Here is an 18,527-nt window from a genome sequence, read left to right as displayed (position 1 = left end):
TCAGAGGAGCCTAGAGAATGGCCGGACACTGCGAGCAGGAGTCCGCGGTGGCGTGCCTGGTGCGGGAGGCGTACGAGGAGGGCGGGCTGGTGATCGACCCCGCCGACGTCGAGTTCGCGCACGTGGTGCATCTGCTGGACGCCCCGCGGAGACGGCCTCGTATGCAACTGATCTTCCGAGTGCGGGAGTTGAAGGGCGTCCCGGAGGTCAGGGAGCCGGACAAGTGCCTGGCCTGGCGCTGGTGGCCCCCGGACGATCTCCCGGACCCGGTCGTCCCCTACGCCCGCGCGGCCATCGAGGGCATCCGCGCCGGGCGCACGTACACGGAGATGGGCTGGTGAGCCGATTGAACGCCAAGCAGCTTGAGCGGTGCCGTCGTTGAGTGCCGGGCGTCGTCACACCGAGCCCGTCTACGTCCATCTGATTCTGCGCCGCGAGGGCGACGGCGGGCCCGAGGTGCTGATGTCGCGGCGGGCCGGGCAGGTCTACGCGACCGGGCTGTGACATCGACCACCAGGTGAGCGCGGTCGTGGACGTACGCCCGTGGCTGGACCTGAAGTGGGCGGCGATCCTGGCGCACCGCGGCCAGGTGGAACGCGAACGCCCGCTTCCCGGCATCCTCGCCCGCCTTCCCGCCGAGGCCCGGCACCGCATCATCGGCACGGCGTACAGCCTCGCGAGCGGGCGTCCGGGGACACCGCCGACATCAGGGAAGCCGCACAAAACCCCCATATCACGTCTCACCCTGACATAGTGCCGCCATGCCTCTCCCCCGCCGCACTCTCCCCCTCCTCGCCCTGACCGGTACCGCCGTCGCCCTCACCGCCACCGCCTTCCTGGTCCTCGAACCACGCTCCAGGACCCCGGGCCCCCACCCGGCACCCCACCCGGCCCCCGGTGCGACCCGTACCGCCACGCGGGCCGCCGACGTGCCCCGGCCCGGCGCGCCCGGCATCGGTGATCCGCTCGTGCCGCTCGACGGCAACGGCGGGTACACGGTCGACCGGTACACCCTCGACTTCGACTGGCGGGCGCCCCGCACGCCCTTCCCCGCCGCCGCGACCATCGCCGCGACCGCCACGCAGGCCCTGTCCCGGTTCGACCTCGACTTCGCCGGAAACACGCTGGGCGCCGTCACCGTGGACGGCGCCCCGGCGAGAACCGAGCGGAAGGGCGACGAGCTGGTCGTCACGCCGGGACGACCCCTCGCGCGCGGGCACCGCTTCACCGTGCGTGTGGCGTACACCGCCGACCCCACGCAGCGGCGTCACCGCGACGACGCGATCCAGGACTACGGCTGGGTGCCCACCGACGACGGCATGCTGCTCTCGCCCCAGCCCGACGGCGCCAAGATGATCTTCCCGGCGGACGACCACCCCAGCCTGCGCGCGCCCTACACCTTCCGCGTCACCACCCCGCCGGGGATCACGGCCGTCGCCAACGGACGGCTCGTCAAGCGCGAGCGGCGACCAGGCGGGCGGACCCGGTGGACGTACGACTCGGAGCAGCCGCTCGCCGCGCAGCTGGTCCAGCTCGCGATCGGCAGGCTGACGGTGATCGACGGCAGGGGCCCGCACGGGCTGCCCGTGCGGGACGTGGTGCCGGACGCACTGGTGGCGGACACCAAGGCGTACCGCTCGCTGACGCCGGACCATCTGGCCTGGCTGGAGCAGCGGCTGGGCCCGTACCCGTTCAGCCGCTACGGCGTGCTCGTGGGCGCCGGCGATCTGCCCGTGGCGCTGGAGACCCAGTCCCTGTCGACCGTGCCGAGCGCCGACCTGCTGGGCGATCAGGTCACCGCCGAGCGGAACCTCGTGCACGAACTGACCCACCACTGGACCGGTGACAGCGTGGCGATCCGCCGCTGGTCGGACCTGTGGCTGAGCGAGGGCCACGCCCGTTTCTACGAGCTGCTCCACGCCGACGCGCACGGCGGCCCGAGCATGGCGGACATGATGCGTTCGGCCTACGAGCAGCACGACCAGTGGCGCCACGACGACGGCGCCCCGGCCCAGCCGGCCGAGGACACGCTGTTCCGGAGAATTCGCTACGACGGCTCCGCGCTGGTGCTCTACGCCCTCCGGGAGAAGGTCGGCGCGGACGCCTTCGGGCGGATCGAGCGCTCCTGGGTGACGGAGTACCAGGGGAGGACGGCCGGTACCCGAGACTTCGTCAGGCTCGCCTCGAAGGTCGAGGGCGAGGACCTGACACGGTTTCTGGACCGTTGGCTGTACGGTGCGCACACACCGCCGATGCCTGGTCACCCGGACTGGCACACCGACCCGGTGGAGGAGGACTGAGTCGCCGTCCGCCGGGCGGGGCGCGGCTGCCGCCGACCGGGTGGCCTCGGCGCGGGGGATGGTCCACGCGGTTGACGCTCGGCGCGACGTGGCGCGCGAGGCAAGGAAACGTACGAGGGGCGACGTGCAGGGCCGGCCCCTGCGCCCTGGTCGCATTCTCTGGCCACGCCGACCTCGTTGGAGCCTCCCGTATGAGAAAACGCGTCGCCCCCCGCGTCTCCGGTTATGTGCGCGGACACCGGCGAATCGTCTGTGTGAGCGCTTCGGCGGCACTGCTGCTGCCGCTGCTGCTGCTCGACCACTCGGACGACGGCGGCGGCCCGTCCGAGAACCGCCTTCAGGACGACTACACCGCCGCCGCGGCCGAGTACCACGTGCCCCGCAGCGTGCTGATGGGCGTGTCCTACCTCCAGTCGAGGTGGGACTCCCATCCCGGTGTCGCGAGTGTGGTGGGCGGCTACGGCCCGATGCACCTGGTGGACTCCGCCGGGCCGCCGCCCGAGCAGCCGCGGCACCATGTGACAGCCCGGCCGCAGACGCTGACACCGAGTCCGGCCGCCTCCCACGGGACCGCCTCCCCGAACACCGGTGGCCAGGCGGACCTGCGGCGGGCCGCCGGACTCCTCAAGCTGCCGCCCGAGCGACTCCAGAGGGACGACGCCGCCAACGTGCGCGGCGGTGCCGCCCTGCTCGCCGAGACCCAGCGCAAGCTCGGCAAGCCGCTGAGCGCCGATCCGGCCCAGTGGTGGGAGGCGGTGGCGAAGTTCGGCGGGCCGACCGACACGGCGCAGGCCGAGGCGTACGCGAACGACGTCTTCGACGTCATCCGCAAGGGTGCCGACCGGGTCACCGACGCCGGACAGCACGTGATATTGGCCGCGAGCCCCCAGGTGCGCCCGCACCCGGCCACCGCGCAGGGCGCGGAGCGCTCGAAGAACTCCGAGTGCCCGCCGGAGCTGAACTGTTCCTGGCTGAGCGCGCCCTACGTCCGGATCAACGAGGACGCCTACGGCAACCACGACCTGGCGAACCGCCCCAAGGACCAGCGGATCGAGTACATCGTCATCCACGACACCGAGGCACCGCTGGCCTCGATGCTCGCGACCATCCAGGACCCGGAGGAGGTGTCCTGGCACTACTCCATCCGTTCCAGCGACGGTCATGTCACCCAGCACGTGAAGACCAAGGACGCGGCCTGGCACTCGGGCAACCAGTTCGTCAACGGCCGCTCGATCGGCATCGAGCACGAGGGCTTCCTGCGCCAGCCGGACGCCTGGTTCACCGAGCGGATGTACCGGTCGTCGGCCCGGCTCGTGAAATATCTGGCGAAACGTTACTCCATCCCACTCGACCGGTGGCACGTCTTCGGGCACGACAACGTTCCCTCACCGACCGGGGGCAGCATCCCGGACATGCACGACGACCCCGGTCCTTTCTGGGACTGGCGGCACTATTTCGACCTGCTCGGCGCGCCGCTGAGGGCCACGGCCGGGCCGGACAGCGACATCGTGATGATCCTTCCGGACTACGCAAGGCACGAGCCGGTCTTTACGGGCTGCTCGGAGAAGGGCGCGCCCTGCGCGCCGCACGGTTCGAGCGCCGTCCGGCTGCGCACCGAGCCCTCCAAGGAGGCCCCGCTGATCCAGGACCCGGGCCGGCGGCCCGAAGGCGACGACGCCACGGTGGACGTGGACGACCTCGCCTCGCGGGTCTCGACGGGGCAGACCTTCGCGGTCGCCGAACGCCGCGGCGACTGGACGGCGATCTGGTTCCAGGGCCACAAGGCGTGGTTCAGGAACCCGCAGAAGCGGCCGACCGCGGTCGGCGCACGCGGCCACATGATCACCCCCAAGGCGGACCGGGACGAGATCCAGGTCTACGGCCGCGCGCTCCCGGAGGCGTCCGCCTACCCCGAGGGCATGGACGAGGCGCAGCAGACCCCGCTGCCGTACACCATCAAGGCGGGCCAGCGGTACGTCACCGGGGCGCGGGTGTTCGGCTCGTACGTGGACCGCTCCACCTTCCAGGACATCCCGGCGCCGGTCATCAACGGCCAGGAGGCGTACTACGAGATCCAGTTGGACCACCGGCTCGCCTACGTCCGGGCGAGCGACGTGGACGTGATCTCGACGCCCGGTGCGGCGGGCGCGCCGGCGCACGCGGGTCCGACACCGCAGCGCTGACCCCGGGTCGAGGGCCGACTCCGCGAGGGGGCCGGCTCTCCGCCGTGAAGTACGCCTGCTGGACGTGCTGTTGGGAAGCCAGCAGACTGGAGGCATTGGAGGAAGCGATGGCAGACGAAGAGGTCCCTCGCGTCCGGCTCACGCCGCAGGCGGCCGAGTTGGTGCGCAAGCTGCGGGCCGAGCACGGTCCGCTGATGTTCCACCAGTCCGGCGGCTGCTGCGACGGCAGCGCGCCCATGTGCTACCCGGCAGGCGAGTTCCGCACCGGCGACTCCGACGTGCTCCTGGCCGAACTCGCCGTCGAGGACGTGCCGGAGGCGGTGCCGTTCTGGATGTCCAGGTCCCAGTTCGAGGTCTGGAGCCACACGCGTCTGACGGTGGACGTGGTGCCGGGCCGGGGTAGCGGCTTCTCGCTGGAGGCGCCCGAAGGGGTGCGGTTCCTGATCCGCTCGCACGTGGTTCAGGGCTAGCCTCGCCGTGAACCGCCGGTCGGCGGTGATCGCTTCGTGCGGCGCGGTGTTCGCGCTGCTCACCGTGTTCGTGGTCCCGGCGGGAGCCGCCCCGGACGGCAGCGCGGTCGTACGAGGCGTGCGGTACCGGCAGTTCGACGTGGCAGGGGCGGCCGGGACCGCGCGGGTGCATCTGCTCACCGTGGATCTGGGCGACCGGCATGTCCGGGTCCGGCTGCTGCACCCGGGCGCGGTGGCCGCGCGGGAGACGGTCTCGCGGCTCGTGGAGACGGCCGGGGCGGTCGCGGGGGTCAACGGGGACTTCTTCGACATCACCGAGACCCAGCATCCGGGTGTCGAGGCGACGGGCGCGACCGTGGGACCGGCGGTCGCGGACGGCCGGGCCATGAAGGCGGCGGTTCCGCCGGGCCAGCGCTTCGGACCCGCGCCGCCGCCCGGCACCACCGGGCGCGAGGTGTTCGGCGTGGGCGTCGACCGCAGGGCCCGGCCGGGACGGCTGCGGCTGGTCGGCTCGGTCCGCACGGCGGCGGGCGCCCTTCCGCTCGGCGGCCTCAATCAGTACGCGCTCCCCCAGGACTCCATAGGTGCCTTCACCATGTGGTGGGGCACCGTCTCACGGGCGCGTGCGGTGTGCGGCACCGACACCGACAGGGCGGCCGGCTGTGACACCGACGCCCGGGAGGTGGCCGTGCGCGCCGGCCGGGTGGTGACCGTGTCCGGTGGGCCCGGCGCCGGCCCCATCGCCCCGGGCACGACGGTGCTGCTCGGGCGCGGCAGCGGGGCACGCCGGCTGGCCGCGCTGTCCGTGGGCGACCGGGTGCGGGTGCGGTACGGCCTGGTGTCCGGGTCGGTGCCGTACGCCTTCGCGCTCGGCGGCTTCCCCGTCTTGAGCGGGGGCGAACCGCTGCCCGGTCTCGACGACAGGGTCTCGGCCGTGCGGACGGCGGTGGGCGTGACCCCGGGTGGCCGTCGGCTGCTGCTGCTCGCGCTGGACGGATCGGCCGGCTACCGGACCGGTCTGACCGTCGCCGAGGAGGCCGCGACCCTGCGGACGCTGGGCGCGGCCGAGGGGTTCAACCTGGACGGCGGCGGGTCGACCGAGCTGGTCACGCGGGAGCGGGGCGGCATCGTGATCCGCAGCCATCCGAGCGGCGGCGCGGAACGGCCGGTGCCCAACGGCATCGGGGTGTTCGCGGTGCCGTGAGCCACCGGGCGACACGCCCCACGGGGGATCAGGGGCGCAGCCCGCTGACCAGCTCCGCCGTCGCCGTGAGCCCGCTGGAGATGCTCGGGCCCATGCTCGTGCCCGCCAGACAGAAGCCGAGCAGGACGCAGGTCAGGGCGTGGGACATCTTCAGTGCGCCGTTGCGCAGGAAGACCACCGCCAGGATCAGGAGCAGCAACATCACCGAGATGGAAACGGCCATCGGAAACCTCCTCCGCGCGCGCCCGTTGGGCGGCGTTCGGCCGCAAGTGTGGCGTAGCGGGGGGTCCGTCCGGGCTGCTGACGTGTCCCCCGTCCGGGTGATGTCGCGCGGACGGGGGCTGTCGGTGGGCCGGTGTCAGGGCGCCTGGAGGTCGACCAGTGCGGCCAGCGCCTCGCGGTGGGCGCCGGCCGTGCCGTGGGCGAGCGAGTCGGCCTTGGCGCGCTTGAGGTACAGGTGCGCCGGGTGCTCCCAGGTCATGCCGATGCCGCCGTGGAGCTGGACGGCCTCCTCGGTGGCGTGCACGGCGACCGGAGAGGCGTACGCCTGGGCGACGGCCACGGCGACCTCGGTGTCCACGCCCGTGGCGAGGGCGTCGGCGGCGGCGCGGGCGGCCGCGCGGAGGTTGACGACCTCCAGCCACAGCTGGGCGAGCCGGTGCTTGAGCGCCTGGAAGCCGCCGACGGGACGGTTGAACTGCCTGCGCTCCTTGAGGTAGCGCACCGTCTCGGTCAACGACCAGTCGGCGACGCCCAGTTGCTCCGAGGCGAGCAGTCCGGCGGCGGCCGTCAGGGCGCGGCGCACGGCGGGCTGGGCAGCGCCGACGCGGCGGCCCGGCGCTCCGGTGAGGCTGACGGTGGCGAGGGGGCGGGTCAGGTCGAGCGAGATCTGCGGGGCGACCCTCGCCGCGTCGGCGTTCACCGCGTAGAGCCCGCCGTCGTCGGCCGGGACGAGCAGCACGTCGGCGGCGGCCGCGTCCGCGATGCCGGTGAACTCGCCGTGCAGCGCGCCCCCTTCGAGACGGGCGGTGGGGAAGGCGGCACCGGGTGCTCGGTGCAGGCCGACGGCGAGGGCGGCGACGACACGTCCGGAGGCGAGGTCGCGCAGCAGCTCGGCGTCCTCGCAGGCGAGCAGCGCCTCGGTGGCGGTGACCGCGCTGGCGAGATACGGCACGGGGGCCATGGAGCGCCCCAACTCCTCCAGGACCACGGCGACTTCGCGGTGCGTGGCGCCCTGACCGCCCAGTTCCTCGGGGATCAGCAGTCCGGCCAGGCCCATGCCGTCGGCCAGCAGCTTCCACAGGGCGCGGTCGTGCGGGGTGTCCGACTCGATGCGGGCGAGCACGGACTCGGGTGCGCAGTGGTCGCCGAGCAGGTCGCGGACGGCGGCGCGGAGGGCCTCTTCCTCTTCCGAGTAGAGCAGATCGGGTTCGGTTGCCGGCGTGCGCACACCGGAGTTCGTCGTGCTCATCGGGCGAGGTCCTTCCAGGCGACGTCCTTGTCGGTGCGCGGTTCGGCGGGCAGGCCGAGGACGCGTTCGGCGACGATGTTCAGCAGGACCTCGCTGGTCCCGCCCTCGATGCTGTTGCCCTTGGCGCGCAGATAGCGGTATCCGGCGTCGCGCCCGGTGAAGTCGACCAGTTCGGGACGGCGCATGGTCCACTCGTCGTATCCCAGCCCCTCTTCGCCCCGGAGTTCGACCTCCAGGCCGCTGATCTCCTGGTTGAGGCGGGCGAAGGCGAGCTTCATGCCGGAGCCCTCGTAGCCGGGCTGTCCGGCGACGAGCTGCTGGCGCAGACGTTCGGCGGTGAGGCGGGAGACCTCGGACTCGACCCAGAGCCCCAGCAGGCGCTGGTGCAGATCGTGGGTGCGCAGTTCGGGGCGCTCGCGCCAGGTCTTCGCGACCGGGCCGATCATGCCGCCCTCGCGGGGCAGCCGCATACCGCCGATGGAGACGCGTTCGTTCATGAGCGTGGTCTGCGCGACCCGCCAGCCGTCGCCGACCTCACCGAGGCGGCGGGAGTCGGGTATGCGCACATCGGTGAGGAAGACCTCGTTGAACTCGGCCTCGCCGGTGATCTGGCGCAGCGGCCGGACCTCGACACCGGGGTCGCTCATGTCGCAGATGAAGTACGTGATGCCCGCGTGCTTGGGCACGTCCGGGTCGGTGCGGGCGATGAGGATGGCCCAGCGGGCGAGATGGGCGCTGGAGGTCCACACCTTCTGCCCGTTGACCACCCAGGATCCCCCGCTCTCGGCCTCGCTCGAGCGGGCGGCACCCCCGTCGTCCCGGACGGCGCGGGTGCCGAGTGCGGCCAGGTCGGATCCGGCGCCGGGCTCGCTGAACAACTGGCACCACACCTCCTCGCCGGTCCACAGCGGGCGCAGGAAGCGGGACTTCTGCTCGTCGGTGCCGTAGCGCAGGATGGTCGGCGCGGCCATGCCGAGGCCGATGCCGATGCGCCGGGGGTCGTTGTCGGGCGCCCCCGCGGCCTCCAACTCGGCGTCCACGACGGCCTGGAGGGCGCGCGGGACACCGAGTCCGCCAAGGCCCTCGGGGTAGTGCACCCAGGCGAGTCCGGCGTCGAAGCGAGCGCGCAGGAAGTCGAGGCGGTCGGTGGTGGCGGGCGGATGCGCGGCCAGCAACTCGACTGTGCGGCGGCGGAGTTCCTCGGCGTCGGTCATGCGGCGGCTCCGTTCTCCAGGACCACGGCGATACGGCCCGTGGTCGTACCGTCGGCGACCCGCTGCACGGCGTCGGCCGCGCCGCTCAGGGGTACGCGCTCGCTGATCAGCGGCTTGATGGCGCCGCGCGCGGCGAGTTCGGTGAGTTCCTCGTGGCAACGCAGGACCAGCTTGGGGTCCTTGGTGTTGTACAGGCCCCAGTGCAGGCCCACGATCGAGTAGTTCTTCACCAGGGCGTGGTTGAGGGCGGGGCTCGGGATGGTGCCGCCGGCGAAGCCGACGACGACGATCCGGCCCTCGAAGGCGACCAGCTTGGCGGACTGCGCGTAGGCGTCGCCGCCGACGGGGTCGTAGATCACGTCCGCGCCCCGGCCGGCGGTGGCCTCCTTGACGGCGGCGACCACGTCCTCGCTCCGCCGGTCCACGACCACGTCACAGCCCAGCTCACGGGCCACAGCGGCCTTTTCGGGGCCGCCGACGACGCCGATGACGCGCGCCCCGGCCGCCTTGCCGAGTTGCACGGCCGCGCTGCCGACGCCTCCGGCGGCGGCGTGCACGAGCAGGGTCTCGCCCGCCTCCAGGTGCGCCCTGCGGTGCAGGCCGAACCAGCCTGTCTGGTAGCCGATGTGCAGGGCGGCGGCCTCGGCGTCGTCCAGCGAGTCGGGAGCGGGCAGCAGCGCGCGGGCGTCGGCGAGGGCGTACTCCGCGAAACCGCCGTACGGCAGCGCGGGGTTGGCGATCACCCGGCGCCCGTCCTCGGTCTCGCCGCAGATCTCGACGCCGGGCGTGAAGGGCAGCGGCGGCCGGATCTGGTAGTGGCCCCGGCACAGCAGGGCGTCGGGGAAGTTGACGTTGGCGGCACGCACCCGGAGCAGCACCTGCCCCTCGCCGGGCACCGGGCGGTCCACTTCCGCGAGACGCATCACCTCACCCGGCTCGCCGTTCTCGTGCACCTGCCATGCCTGCATGTGAAGCCTCCACGGGACTGCCTCGTGCGACCGGGTTCTCCGGCATACTAAGCGGTCGCTTGCCGGTGAGGGAAGGGCGGTCACGCGCCGCTCGCCATCGATCACGCGGACCCCCGGGCCGCCCACGGCTCACTCCTTCTCGCCCTGTCGTCCCGTCCGCGCCCGTACGTGCATCCGCTCGCCCTGTGGCCCGAAGAGGCTCAGGAACTCCACCGGCCCCTCCCCCGTGGACCCGAACCAGTGCGGCACCCGGGTGTCGAACTCGGCAGCCTCCCCCGGCCCGAGCACCACGTCGTGGTCGCCCAGCACCAGCCGCAGCCTGCCGGAGAGGACGTACATCCACTCGTAGCCCTCATGGGTGCGCGGGTCGGGCTCGCGGACGCGCCGCGGTTCGAGCACCTTGAACGCCTGGAGCCCGCCGGGGCGCCGGTTCAGCGGCAGAAAGGTGCGCCCGTCCCGCGTCAGGGGCTTCGCCCGCACCCGGGGATCACCGACCGGTGGCGCCCCGACCAGCTCGTCCAGCGGGACCTGGTGCGCCTGCGCGATGGGCAGCAGCAGTTCGAGGCTGGGCCGGCGCAGCCCCGACTCCAGCCGGGACAGGGTGCTGACGGAGATGCCGGTGCGCTCGGAGAGGGCGGCCAGGGTGACGTCCCGCTGCTTGCGGATGCGCCGCAGGCGCGGCCCGACGCCCGCCAGCACCTCCTCGGTGCTCCCTTCGGTGCTCTCTTCCGTCTCCCGGTGGCTGTGGTTCATGTCCTTCATTGCAGAATCGGCAAACAGGTTTGTCAACACGGCAGGGGGCGCGCGACCGTCGGGACCGGAGGTGGTCACCTTGACCGAGATTTCCGGGAACGGGAAGAGCGACGAGAACGGCTACGACGTGGTCGTCGTGGGAGGCGGCGCGGCCGGGCTTTCCGCCGCGCTGGTGCTGGGCCGGGCCAGGCGGCGCACGCTGGTGGTGGACGCGGGCGAACCGCGCAACGCGCCCTCGGCCCACCTGCACGGCTATCTGTCGCGCGACGGCATGGCACCGGCCGACTTCCTGGCGGCGGGCCGCGAGGAGATCGCCCGGTACGGCGTGGAACTGGTGCGGGACCGGGCGACGACGGCGAGCCGCGACGCGAACCCGGCGCCCGGCGGCCCCGCCCCGGCACCCGGCGGCTTCACCGTGACCCTGGCGAGCGGCCGGACGGTACGCGCCCGACACCTGGTCGTCGCCACCGGCCTCAGGGACGAGCTCCCGCCCGTCCCGGGCCTGGCCGGGCGCTTCGGCCGGGACGTGATCCACTGCCCGTACTGCCACGGCTGGGAGGCCCGCGACCTGCCCACCGGCGTGCTCGCCACGAGCCCGCTCAGCGCCCACCAGGCGCTGATGGTCACCCAGTGGTCCGACGACGTGCGGCTCTTCCTGCACGAGGTGCGGGAGTCCGACCTGGCGGACGAGGACCGGCGCAGGCTCGCCGCCGCCGGGGTGGAGGTCGTCTCCGGCGAGGTGAGCGGCCTGGTGGTGAGCGACGACCGGCTCACCGGGGTCCGCCTCGGCGACGGCACCGTCCACGAGCGCGCGGCACTGTACGTCGCCCCGCGCGCCGTACCCCGCGACGAGCTGCTGACCTCGCTCGGCGCCGAGATGCGCGAGACGCCGTTCGGCAGGTACCCGGTGATCGACGAGCGGGGTCTGACGAGCGTGCCGGGACTGTGGGCGGCGGGCAACGCGAGCGGGTTCGCGGAGCAGGTGGTGAACGCGGCGAGCCGGGGGTACCGGGCGGGCGCCACGATCAACGGGGAACTGCTCTTCGCGGATCTGGACGCGAAGGCGGCCGAGCCCGCGTAGCCCGGCCGGGTCCGCCTGACCGCGGGTGTGATCGCGCCTCCTGCGAGGCACCATGACTGCATGTTGCTGACCCGCCTCGCGGAGGTCTCCCGAGAGGTCGCCGCGACGGCGTCCCGTAACCGCAAGACCGCCCTGCTCGCGGAGCTGTTCCGGGACGCGCAGCCGGCCGACGTGCCGATCGTCATCCCTTATCTGGCGGGACGGCTGCCGCAGGGGCGGATCGGGGTCGGCTGGAAGGTGCTGGGCGCTCCGGTGCCGCCCTCCGCGGAGCCCTCGCTCACCGTGCGGGAGGTCGACGCCCTGCTGACCGAACTGGGCGCGGTGTCCGGCGCGGGTTCGCAGAAGGAGCGCGCCCGGATCCTCGACGAGCTGATGGGCGCGGCCACCGAGGACGAGCAGCGCTTCCTGCGGGCCCTGCTCACGGGCGAGGTGCGGCAGGGCGCCCTGGACGCGGCCGCCGTGGAGGGGCTGGCCGCCGCGACCGGCGCGGACCCGGCGGAGGTGCGCCGGGCGGTGATGCTCGCCGGGTCGCTGCAGCCGGTGGCCGGTGCGCTGCTCGCCGAGGGCCCCGCGGCGCTGGACCGGTTCCGGCTCACGGTGGGGCGGCCGGTGCTGCCGATGCTGGCGCGCAGCGCCTCCTCGGTGGCGGAGGCGGTGGAGAAGCTGGGGGCGTGCGCGGTCGAGGAGAAGCTGGACGGCATCCGGGTCCAGGTGCACCGCGACGGGGACACGGTGGGCGTCCACACCCGCACCCTGGACGACATCACCGACCGGCTGCCGGAGGTGGTGGCGGCCGCGCGCGGGCTGCCGAGCGAGCGGTTCGTGCTGGACGGCGAGGTGATCTCCTTCGGCCCGGACGGCCGGCCGCGCTCCTTCCAGGAGACGGCGGGCCGGGTCGGCTCCCGGGTGGACGTGGCGCGCGCTGCCGAGGAGGTGCCGGTCTCCCCCGTCTTCTTCGACGCGCTGTCCGTCGACGGCCGCGATCTGCTGGACCTGCCCTTCGCCGAGCGGCACGCGGAGCTGTCCCGGCTGGTGCCGGAGCCGATGCGGGTGCGCCGGGCGCTGGTGACGGGTCCCGAGGAGACCGGCGAGGCGGAGGCGTTCCTCGCGGCGACGCTGGCGCGCGGCCACGAGGGAGTGGTGGCCAAGGGGCTGGACGCGCCGTACAGCGCGGGCCGGCGCGGCGCGTCCTGGCTGAAGGTGAAGCCGGTGCACACCCTGGACCTGGTGGTCCTGGCCGCCGAGTGGGGACACGGGCGACGCACCGGCAAGCTCTCCAACCTGCACCTGGGCGCCCGCTCCGCCGACGGCGGATTCGTGATGCTGGGCAAGACCTTCAAGGGCATGACCGACGCGATGCTCGCCTGGCAGACCGAGCGCCTCGGTGAGCTGACCGTCGAGGAGAAGGGCTGGGGGGTGACCGTCCGCCCGGAACTCGTCGTGGAGATCGCCTACGACGGCCTCCAGCGCTCCACCCGCTACCCCGGCGGTGTCACCCTGCGCTTCGCGCGCGTGGTCCGCTATCGCGAGGACAAGCGGCCCGAGGAGGCCGATACGGTGGAGGACCTGCTCGCGGCCCACCCGGAGGTCATGACGTGACAGTGCGTGCGACGAAGCGCAGCGCGGGACTGCTGGTGTTCCGCCACACCGATGACGGACTCGAAGTGTTGCTCGGCCATATGGGCGGCCCCTTCTACACGAAGAAGGACGCCGGGGCCTGGACGGTCCCCAAGGGCGAGTACGAGCCGGACGAGCCCGCGTGGGAGGCGGCCCGGCGGGAGTTCCGCGAGGAGCTGGGGCTCGAACCGCCGGACGGCGAGGCGCTGCCGCTGGGCGAGATCGCGCAGCGCAACGGCAAGATCGTCACCGCCTGGGCGGTCGAGGGCGACCTCGATCCCGGGACGATCTCGCCGGGCACGTTCACGATGGAGTGGCCGCCGCGCTCGGGACGTACGCAGGAGTTCCCCGAGCTGGACCGGGTGGCCTGGTTCACGCCCGAGAAGGCACGGGAAGTGCTCGTCGCCGGGCAGGGGGCGTTTCTCGACCGGCTGGCGGAGCACTCGGGCTGAGACGGACGGCCACGCGTTGCGCTGCCCCGCGGCACGCGCGAAGGTCGAGGAAAAACCGCTCAGGGAGGCCAGCCATGCCCATCGCGACGGTGAACCCGGCGAACGGCGAGACGCTCAAGATGTACGAGCCGATGGACGACGACGAGGTGGAGCGCAGGCTCCAGCTCGCGGAGGCCACCTTCCGCACCTATCGCACGACCCCGCTCGCCGAGCGCTCCCGGCTGCTCAACCGGGCCGCCGACCTGCTCGACGAGGACCGGGACGAGGTCGCGCGGATCATGACCCTGGAGATGGGCAAGCCGATCGGCCAGGCCCGCGCCGAGGCCGCCAAGTGCGCCAAGGCGATGCGCTGGTACGCCGCGCGCGCCGCCGAACTGCTCGCCGACGAGGTACCGGACCCGGAGGACGTACGCGACTCGGGCGCCATCGGGGCCCGCGTCGTCTACCGCCCGCTCGGCCCGGTGCTCGCGGTGATGCCGTGGAACTTCCCGCTCTGGCAGGTGATCCGCTTCGCCGCGCCCGCGCTGATGGCGGGCAACGTCGGACTGCTCAAGCACGCCTCGAACGTGCCGCAGACCGCCCTGTACCTGGAGGACCTGTTCCACCGGGCGGGCTTCACGGAGGGCTGTTTCCAGACCCTGCTGATCGGTTCCTCCGCCGTCGACGCGATCCTGCGCGACGACCGGGTGAAGGCCGCGACGCTCACCGGCAGCGAGCCGGCCGGACGCGCGGTCGCCTCCACCGCCGGCGAGATGATCAAGAAGACGGTCCTTGAGCTGGGCGGCAGCGACCCCTATCTCGTCCTGCCCTCCGCCGACCTCGACCGTGCCGCGCGCACGGCGGTGCTCGCGCGCACGCAGAACAACGGCCAGTCCTGCATCGCCGCGAAGCGGTTCATCATCCACCGGGACGTGTACGACGCGTTCGTGGCCGAGTTCGTCGCCCGCATGAAGGAACTCACCGTCGGCGACCCGTTGGACGAGAACGTGAACATCGGCCCGCTCGCCACCGAGCAGGGCCGCAACGACGTGGAGGAACTGGTCGACGACGCGCGCCGCAGCGGGGCCGAGGTGCTGTGCGGGGGCGAGCGGCCCGAGGGCGCGGGCTGGTACTACCCGCCGACCGTCCTCGGCGGGATCACCCGCGAGATGCGCATCCACCGTGAGGAGGCGTTCGGTCCCGTCGCCACGCTGTACCGCGCCGACGACCTGGAGGAGGCGATCCTGATCGCCAACGACTCGCCGTTCGGCCTCAGTTCGAGCGTGTGGACCCACGACCCGGACGAGATGGCGCACTGTGCGCGGGACATCGAGGCGGGGGGCGTCTTCATCAACGGGATGACGGCCTCTCACCCGGCGCTCCCCTTCGGCGGTGTGAAGCGGTCGGGGTACGGACGTGAGCTGTCCGGGCAGGGAATCCGGGAGTTCTGCAACATCACGACGGTTTGGCAGGGTGCGTGAGGGCGGCCGGACTACGATCCCGACTGTGACCCGCGAAGTGACGTTGCCCTTGATCGTGGACGACCGTGGCGCCTTGCAGGTGTCGGCGGCGGATGTGAGTGCGCTGCTGCGCAGTGTGGGGGCGCGGTGGGTGCATCTCGTGGAGGCCGGGGAGAGGCTGGACGAGGATACGGTTGCCGCGCTGACCATCGAGTTGGCGAAGCTGGCCGACCGGATCGACGTGGCGTGCATCGCTCATAGCAGCGGAGCGCCGTAGTTCCGTCCGCCGGAGGTCGGGTGCGGGTGCGTGGTGGCCGATCGCGCAGCTCCCCGCGCCCCTTCGGGGAGTTGCCCTCGGCCCTGCTTTCAAGTAGCCGCTGACCTGCGAAAACGGAAGATCGTCACTCTCTGCTCTCGCCGGTTCGGAGTAACACCGCGCGAGTTCGTCGCTCTCTCGGGTGAGTGTGGGTGGACCACCTTCTGACCGGCGGACGAAGGCCCGCCGGACGGCGAAAGCAGGGACCGCTCATGGCGACTTTGTGCAGACCCTCGGTGTCCGTGCCGGAGCATGTGATCACGATGGAGGAGACGCTGGAGCTGGCGCGTACGCACCATGCGGACAACCCCCAGCTCCCGCTGGCCCTCCGGCTGATCGAGAACACCGGAGTGCGCACCCGGCACATCGTGCAGCCCATCGAGGAGACCCTGAAGCACCCGGGGTTCGAGCAGCGCAACAAGCTCTACGAGTCGGAGGCCAAGGCCCGGGTCCCGGCGGTGATCCGCGAGGCGCTCGACGACGCGGAACTCCTCACCTCGGACATCGATGTCATCATCTACGTGTCGTGCACGGGCTTCATGATGCCCTCGCTCACCGCGTGGCTGATCAACGAGATGGACTTCTCCAGCACCACCCGGCAGCTGCCCATCGCCCAGTTGGGCTGTGCGGCGGGCGGTGCGGCCATCAACCGGGCGCACGACTTCTGTTCGGCCTACCCCGACGCCAACGCCCTGATCGTGGCCTGCGAGTTCTGCTCGCTGTGCTACCAGCCCACCGACCTCGGCGTCGGATCACTGCTGTCCAACGGGCTGTTCGGCGACGGCATCGCGGCCGCCGTCGTGCGCGGCCGGGGCGGCCGGGGTGTCGAGCTGGAGCGCAACGGCTCGTACCTGATCCCCAAGACCGAGGACTGGATCTCGTACGACGTGCGGGACACCGGGTTCCACTTCCTGCTGGACAAGCGGGTGCCGACCACGATGGAGCCGCTGGCTCCGGCGCTCCAGGACCTCGCGGGCACCCATGGCTGGAACGCCTCCGACCTGGACTTCTACATCATCCACGCGGGCGGTCCCCGAATACTCGACGACCTCAGCAAGTTCCTGAAGGTCGAGCCGCACGCGTTCCGGTTCAGCCGGTCCACGCTCACCGAGTACGGGAACATCGCGAGCGCCGTCGTCCTGGACGCGCTGCGCCGGCTGTTCGACGACGGGGGCGCCGAGGACGGGGCGCGGGGGCTGATGGCCGGGTTCGGGCCCGGGATCACCGCCGAGATGACCGTCGGCCGCTGGTCCGACGGCGGTTGAGAGGAGGCGCCATGTCCGAGGAGACACTCACCGAGACCCAGCCTCCCGTCCGGCAGTGGCCGGCGCTCGACCTGGCCGGGACGGACTTCGACCCGGTGCTCACCGAGCTGATGCGCGAGGGCCCGGTCACCCGCATCCAACTGCCCAACGGCGAGGGCTGGGCGTGGCTGGTCACCCGGCACGACGACGTGCGCACGGTGACCAACGACCCCCGGTTCGGCCGGGAGGCGGTCATGGACAAGCCGGTCACCCGGCTCGCCCCGCACTTCATCCCGGACCGCGGCGCGGTCGGCTTCCTCGACCCGCCGGACCACACCCGGCTGCGCCGCGCGGTCGCCGCCGCGTTCACCGCGAAGGGCGTCGAGCGGGTCCGCGAGAGGTCCCGGCACATGCTGGAGGAGCTGGTCGACGAACTCCTCCAGGACGGTCCGCCCGCCGACCTCACCCGCTCCGTGCTGAGCCCCTTCCCCATCGGGGTGATCTGCGAGCTGATGGGCGTCCCGGCCGCCGACCGGCACTCGATGCACGAGTGGACCCAGCTCATCCTGTCCTCCGCGCACGGCAAGGAGGTCAGCGAGAAGGCCAAGCGCGAGATGGGCGCCTACTTCTCCGACCTGATCGCCTTGCGCGAGGGCAGCACGGGCGAGGACGTGGTCTCGCTGCTCGGCGCGGCCCTGGGCCGGGCGGAGGTCACCCTGGAGGAGGCCGTCGGGCTCGCCGTGCTGCTCCAGATCGGCGGCGAGGCGGTCACCAACAACAGCGGGCAGATGTTCTATCTGCTGCTCACCCGGCCGGAGTTGGCGGACCGGCTGCGCCGGGACCCGGCGATCCGGCCGAGGGCAGTCGACGAGCTGCTGCGCTACATCCCGCACCGCAACGCGGTCGGCCTGTCCCGGATCGCCCTGGAGGACGTGGACATCAGGGGCGTGCGGATCCGCGCGGGCGACACGGTCTACGTCTCCTACCTGGCCGCCAACCGCGACCCGGAGGTCTTCCCGGACCCGGAGACGATCGACTTCGAGCGCAGCCCCAACCCGCACGTGTCCTTCGGCTTCGGACCGCACTACTGCCCCGGCGGGATGCTGGCCCGGCTGGAGTCCGAACTCCTGGTGGACACGCTCCTCGACCAGGTGCCGGGTCTGAGGCTCGCGGTGCCCCCGGACCAGGTGCCCTTCCGCAAGGGCGCGTTGATCCGGGGTCCAGAGGCGCTGCCGGTGACCTGGTGAGCGGCCCATGACCACCGATGGACTGCTGGTACCGCCGGGTCAGGGCCGGGTCGTCGAGACGGCCGCCCAGCGGGTCACGTTCAAGGTCACCGGCACCCACTCGCGGACGGCCTCCACCTTCGAGGTGGAGGTCCCGCCCGGGTTCGACGTCGGCGCCCATGTCCACACGCGCAGCGAGGAGCTGTTCTACGTCCTGGACGGCGAACTGGACGTCCTCGCCTTCGAGCCGCGCATCCGCACCCCCGACAACTGGCAGAAGTGGGAGTCGACGACGGGCTCCCGGGTGGTACGCGCCACCCCGGGCACCCTGATCGTCGTACCCCCCGGCTGCCCCCACGCCTTCGCCAACCCGACGGACACCCCGGCGAAGATGTTCTTCCAGGCGTCTCCCCCACCGGACCACGAACGCTACTTCGAGGAACTGCTGGAGATCCTGGACAGCGAGGGCCCCCCGAATCACGAGGCGATAGAGGAGCTTCGGAGTCGCTACGACATCACCCAGCTGACGCCTCTGAAACACCGGTAGCCGGTCCCACCCGAGAGGGCGCGGGGAACTGCGCGAACGGCC

The 18,527-nt window shown here is 72.4% G+C and carries 20 protein-coding genes; 15 read left to right on the top strand and 5 right to left on the bottom strand.

Annotation, left to right across the window (positions count from 1 at the left end):
• Positions 1-17 precede the first annotated feature (17 nt).
• The 7 genes from ACWEEU_RS15290 to ACWEEU_RS15260 all read left to right on the top strand — a co-directional run bounded on the left by ACWEEU_RS15290 (position 18) and on the right by ACWEEU_RS15260 (position 6,157).
• The gene (locus ACWEEU_RS15290; protein ID WP_451732428.1) at positions 18-341 is read left to right on the top strand and encodes an NUDIX domain-containing protein; all 324 of its coding nucleotides are present in this window, start codon (positions 18-20) and stop codon (positions 339-341) included.
• Positions 342-369: 28 nt separating this feature from the next.
• The gene (locus ACWEEU_RS15285; protein WP_451732425.1) at positions 370-504 is read left to right on the top strand and encodes a hypothetical protein; all 135 of its coding nucleotides are present in this window, start codon (positions 370-372) and stop codon (positions 502-504) included.
• 13 nt (positions 505-517) lie between these two features.
• On the top strand, positions 518-754 hold the full coding sequence (locus ACWEEU_RS15280) for a hypothetical protein (RefSeq protein WP_385739581.1): 237 nt from the start codon (positions 518-520) through the stop codon (positions 752-754).
• Positions 755-761: 7 nt separating this feature from the next.
• Positions 762-2,300, top strand: coding sequence for a M1 family metallopeptidase (locus tag ACWEEU_RS15275; protein ID WP_451732422.1), 1,539 nt, complete (start codon positions 762-764; stop codon positions 2,298-2,300).
• A 254-nt stretch (positions 2,301-2,554) separates the two neighbouring features.
• Positions 2,555-4,483 carry an N-acetylmuramoyl-L-alanine amidase gene (locus ACWEEU_RS15270; RefSeq protein WP_451732419.1) on the top strand — a complete coding sequence of 643 codons (1,929 nt, stop codon included), beginning with the start codon at positions 2,555-2,557 and terminating at the stop codon, positions 4,481-4,483.
• A 107-nt stretch (positions 4,484-4,590) separates the two neighbouring features.
• The gene (locus ACWEEU_RS15265) at positions 4,591-4,953 is read left to right on the top strand and encodes a DUF779 domain-containing protein (protein WP_385739590.1); all 363 of its coding nucleotides are present in this window, start codon (positions 4,591-4,593) and stop codon (positions 4,951-4,953) included.
• Positions 4,954-4,960: 7 nt separating this feature from the next.
• The gene (locus ACWEEU_RS15260; RefSeq protein ID WP_451732416.1) at positions 4,961-6,157 is read left to right on the top strand and encodes a phosphodiester glycosidase family protein; all 1,197 of its coding nucleotides are present in this window, start codon (positions 4,961-4,963) and stop codon (positions 6,155-6,157) included.
• A gap of 28 nt (positions 6,158-6,185) precedes the next feature.
• Here the strand turns inward: ACWEEU_RS15260 and ACWEEU_RS15255 are convergent, their stop codons facing one another.
• From ACWEEU_RS15255 to ACWEEU_RS15235, 5 genes are all read right to left on the bottom strand, one after another.
• Positions 6,186-6,380: a hypothetical protein gene (locus tag ACWEEU_RS15255; RefSeq protein ID WP_199582179.1), complete on the bottom strand. Its 195-nt coding sequence runs from the start codon at positions 6,378-6,380 to the stop codon at positions 6,186-6,188.
• A 135-nt stretch (positions 6,381-6,515) separates the two neighbouring features.
• Positions 6,516-7,628: an acyl-CoA dehydrogenase family protein gene (locus ACWEEU_RS15250; RefSeq protein ID WP_451732413.1), complete on the bottom strand. Its 1,113-nt coding sequence runs from the start codon at positions 7,626-7,628 to the stop codon at positions 6,516-6,518.
• Positions 7,625-8,842 carry an acyl-CoA dehydrogenase family protein gene (locus ACWEEU_RS15245; RefSeq protein ID WP_451732411.1) on the bottom strand — a complete coding sequence of 406 codons (1,218 nt, stop codon included), beginning with the start codon at positions 8,840-8,842 and terminating at the stop codon, positions 7,625-7,627. The genes ACWEEU_RS15250 and ACWEEU_RS15245 overlap by 4 nt, the downstream gene beginning before the upstream one ends.
• Entirely contained in the window at positions 8,839-9,810 is a 972-nt protein-coding gene (locus ACWEEU_RS15240; RefSeq protein WP_385739603.1) for an NADPH:quinone oxidoreductase family protein, read from the bottom strand. The genes ACWEEU_RS15245 and ACWEEU_RS15240 overlap by 4 nt, the downstream gene beginning before the upstream one ends.
• Before the next feature lie 129 nt (positions 9,811-9,939).
• Positions 9,940-10,563, bottom strand: a complete 624-nt coding sequence (locus ACWEEU_RS15235; protein ID WP_385739606.1) for a helix-turn-helix domain-containing protein — start codon at positions 10,561-10,563, stop codon at positions 9,940-9,942.
• Positions 10,564-10,633: 70 nt separating this feature from the next.
• On the opposite strand from ACWEEU_RS15235, the gene ACWEEU_RS15230 reads away from it, so the two are divergent.
• From ACWEEU_RS15230 to ACWEEU_RS15195, 8 genes are all read left to right on the top strand, one after another.
• Positions 10,634-11,644 (top strand): NAD(P)/FAD-dependent oxidoreductase, encoded by a 1,011-nt coding sequence (locus tag ACWEEU_RS15230; RefSeq protein ID WP_451732407.1) that lies wholly within the window; start codon positions 10,634-10,636, stop codon positions 11,642-11,644.
• Between the two features lie 60 nt (positions 11,645-11,704).
• The gene (locus ACWEEU_RS15225; RefSeq protein ID WP_451732404.1) at positions 11,705-13,243 is read left to right on the top strand and encodes an ATP-dependent DNA ligase; all 1,539 of its coding nucleotides are present in this window, start codon (positions 11,705-11,707) and stop codon (positions 13,241-13,243) included.
• Positions 13,240-13,713, top strand: a complete 474-nt coding sequence (locus ACWEEU_RS15220) for an NUDIX domain-containing protein (protein WP_018546606.1) — start codon at positions 13,240-13,242, stop codon at positions 13,711-13,713. The genes ACWEEU_RS15225 and ACWEEU_RS15220 overlap by 4 nt, the downstream gene beginning before the upstream one ends.
• Positions 13,714-13,787: 74 nt before the next feature.
• Complete coding sequence (locus tag ACWEEU_RS15215; protein ID WP_451732399.1) at positions 13,788-15,173, top strand: NADP-dependent succinic semialdehyde dehydrogenase; 1,386 nt, start codon at positions 13,788-13,790, stop codon at positions 15,171-15,173.
• Between the two features lie 25 nt (positions 15,174-15,198).
• Positions 15,199-15,429, top strand: coding sequence for a DUF6213 family protein (locus ACWEEU_RS15210; RefSeq protein WP_361785055.1), 231 nt, complete (start codon positions 15,199-15,201; stop codon positions 15,427-15,429).
• Positions 15,430-15,680: 251 nt separating this feature from the next.
• A complete protein-coding gene (locus ACWEEU_RS15205; RefSeq protein WP_385739618.1) occupies positions 15,681-16,733 on the top strand; it encodes a type III polyketide synthase in 1,053 nt (350 codons plus the stop codon).
• Positions 16,734-16,744: 11 nt separating this feature from the next.
• Positions 16,745-17,959 (top strand): cytochrome P450, encoded by a 1,215-nt coding sequence (locus ACWEEU_RS15200; RefSeq protein WP_451732395.1) that lies wholly within the window; start codon positions 16,745-16,747, stop codon positions 17,957-17,959.
• 7 nt (positions 17,960-17,966) lie between these two features.
• The gene (locus ACWEEU_RS15195; protein WP_385739625.1) at positions 17,967-18,485 is read left to right on the top strand and encodes a cupin domain-containing protein; all 519 of its coding nucleotides are present in this window, start codon (positions 17,967-17,969) and stop codon (positions 18,483-18,485) included.
• Positions 18,486-18,527 lie beyond the last annotated feature (42 nt).

This window comes from Streptomyces sp. NPDC005004, assembly GCF_053600675.1.
This window is presented reverse-complemented; position numbering and strand designations above follow the sequence as displayed.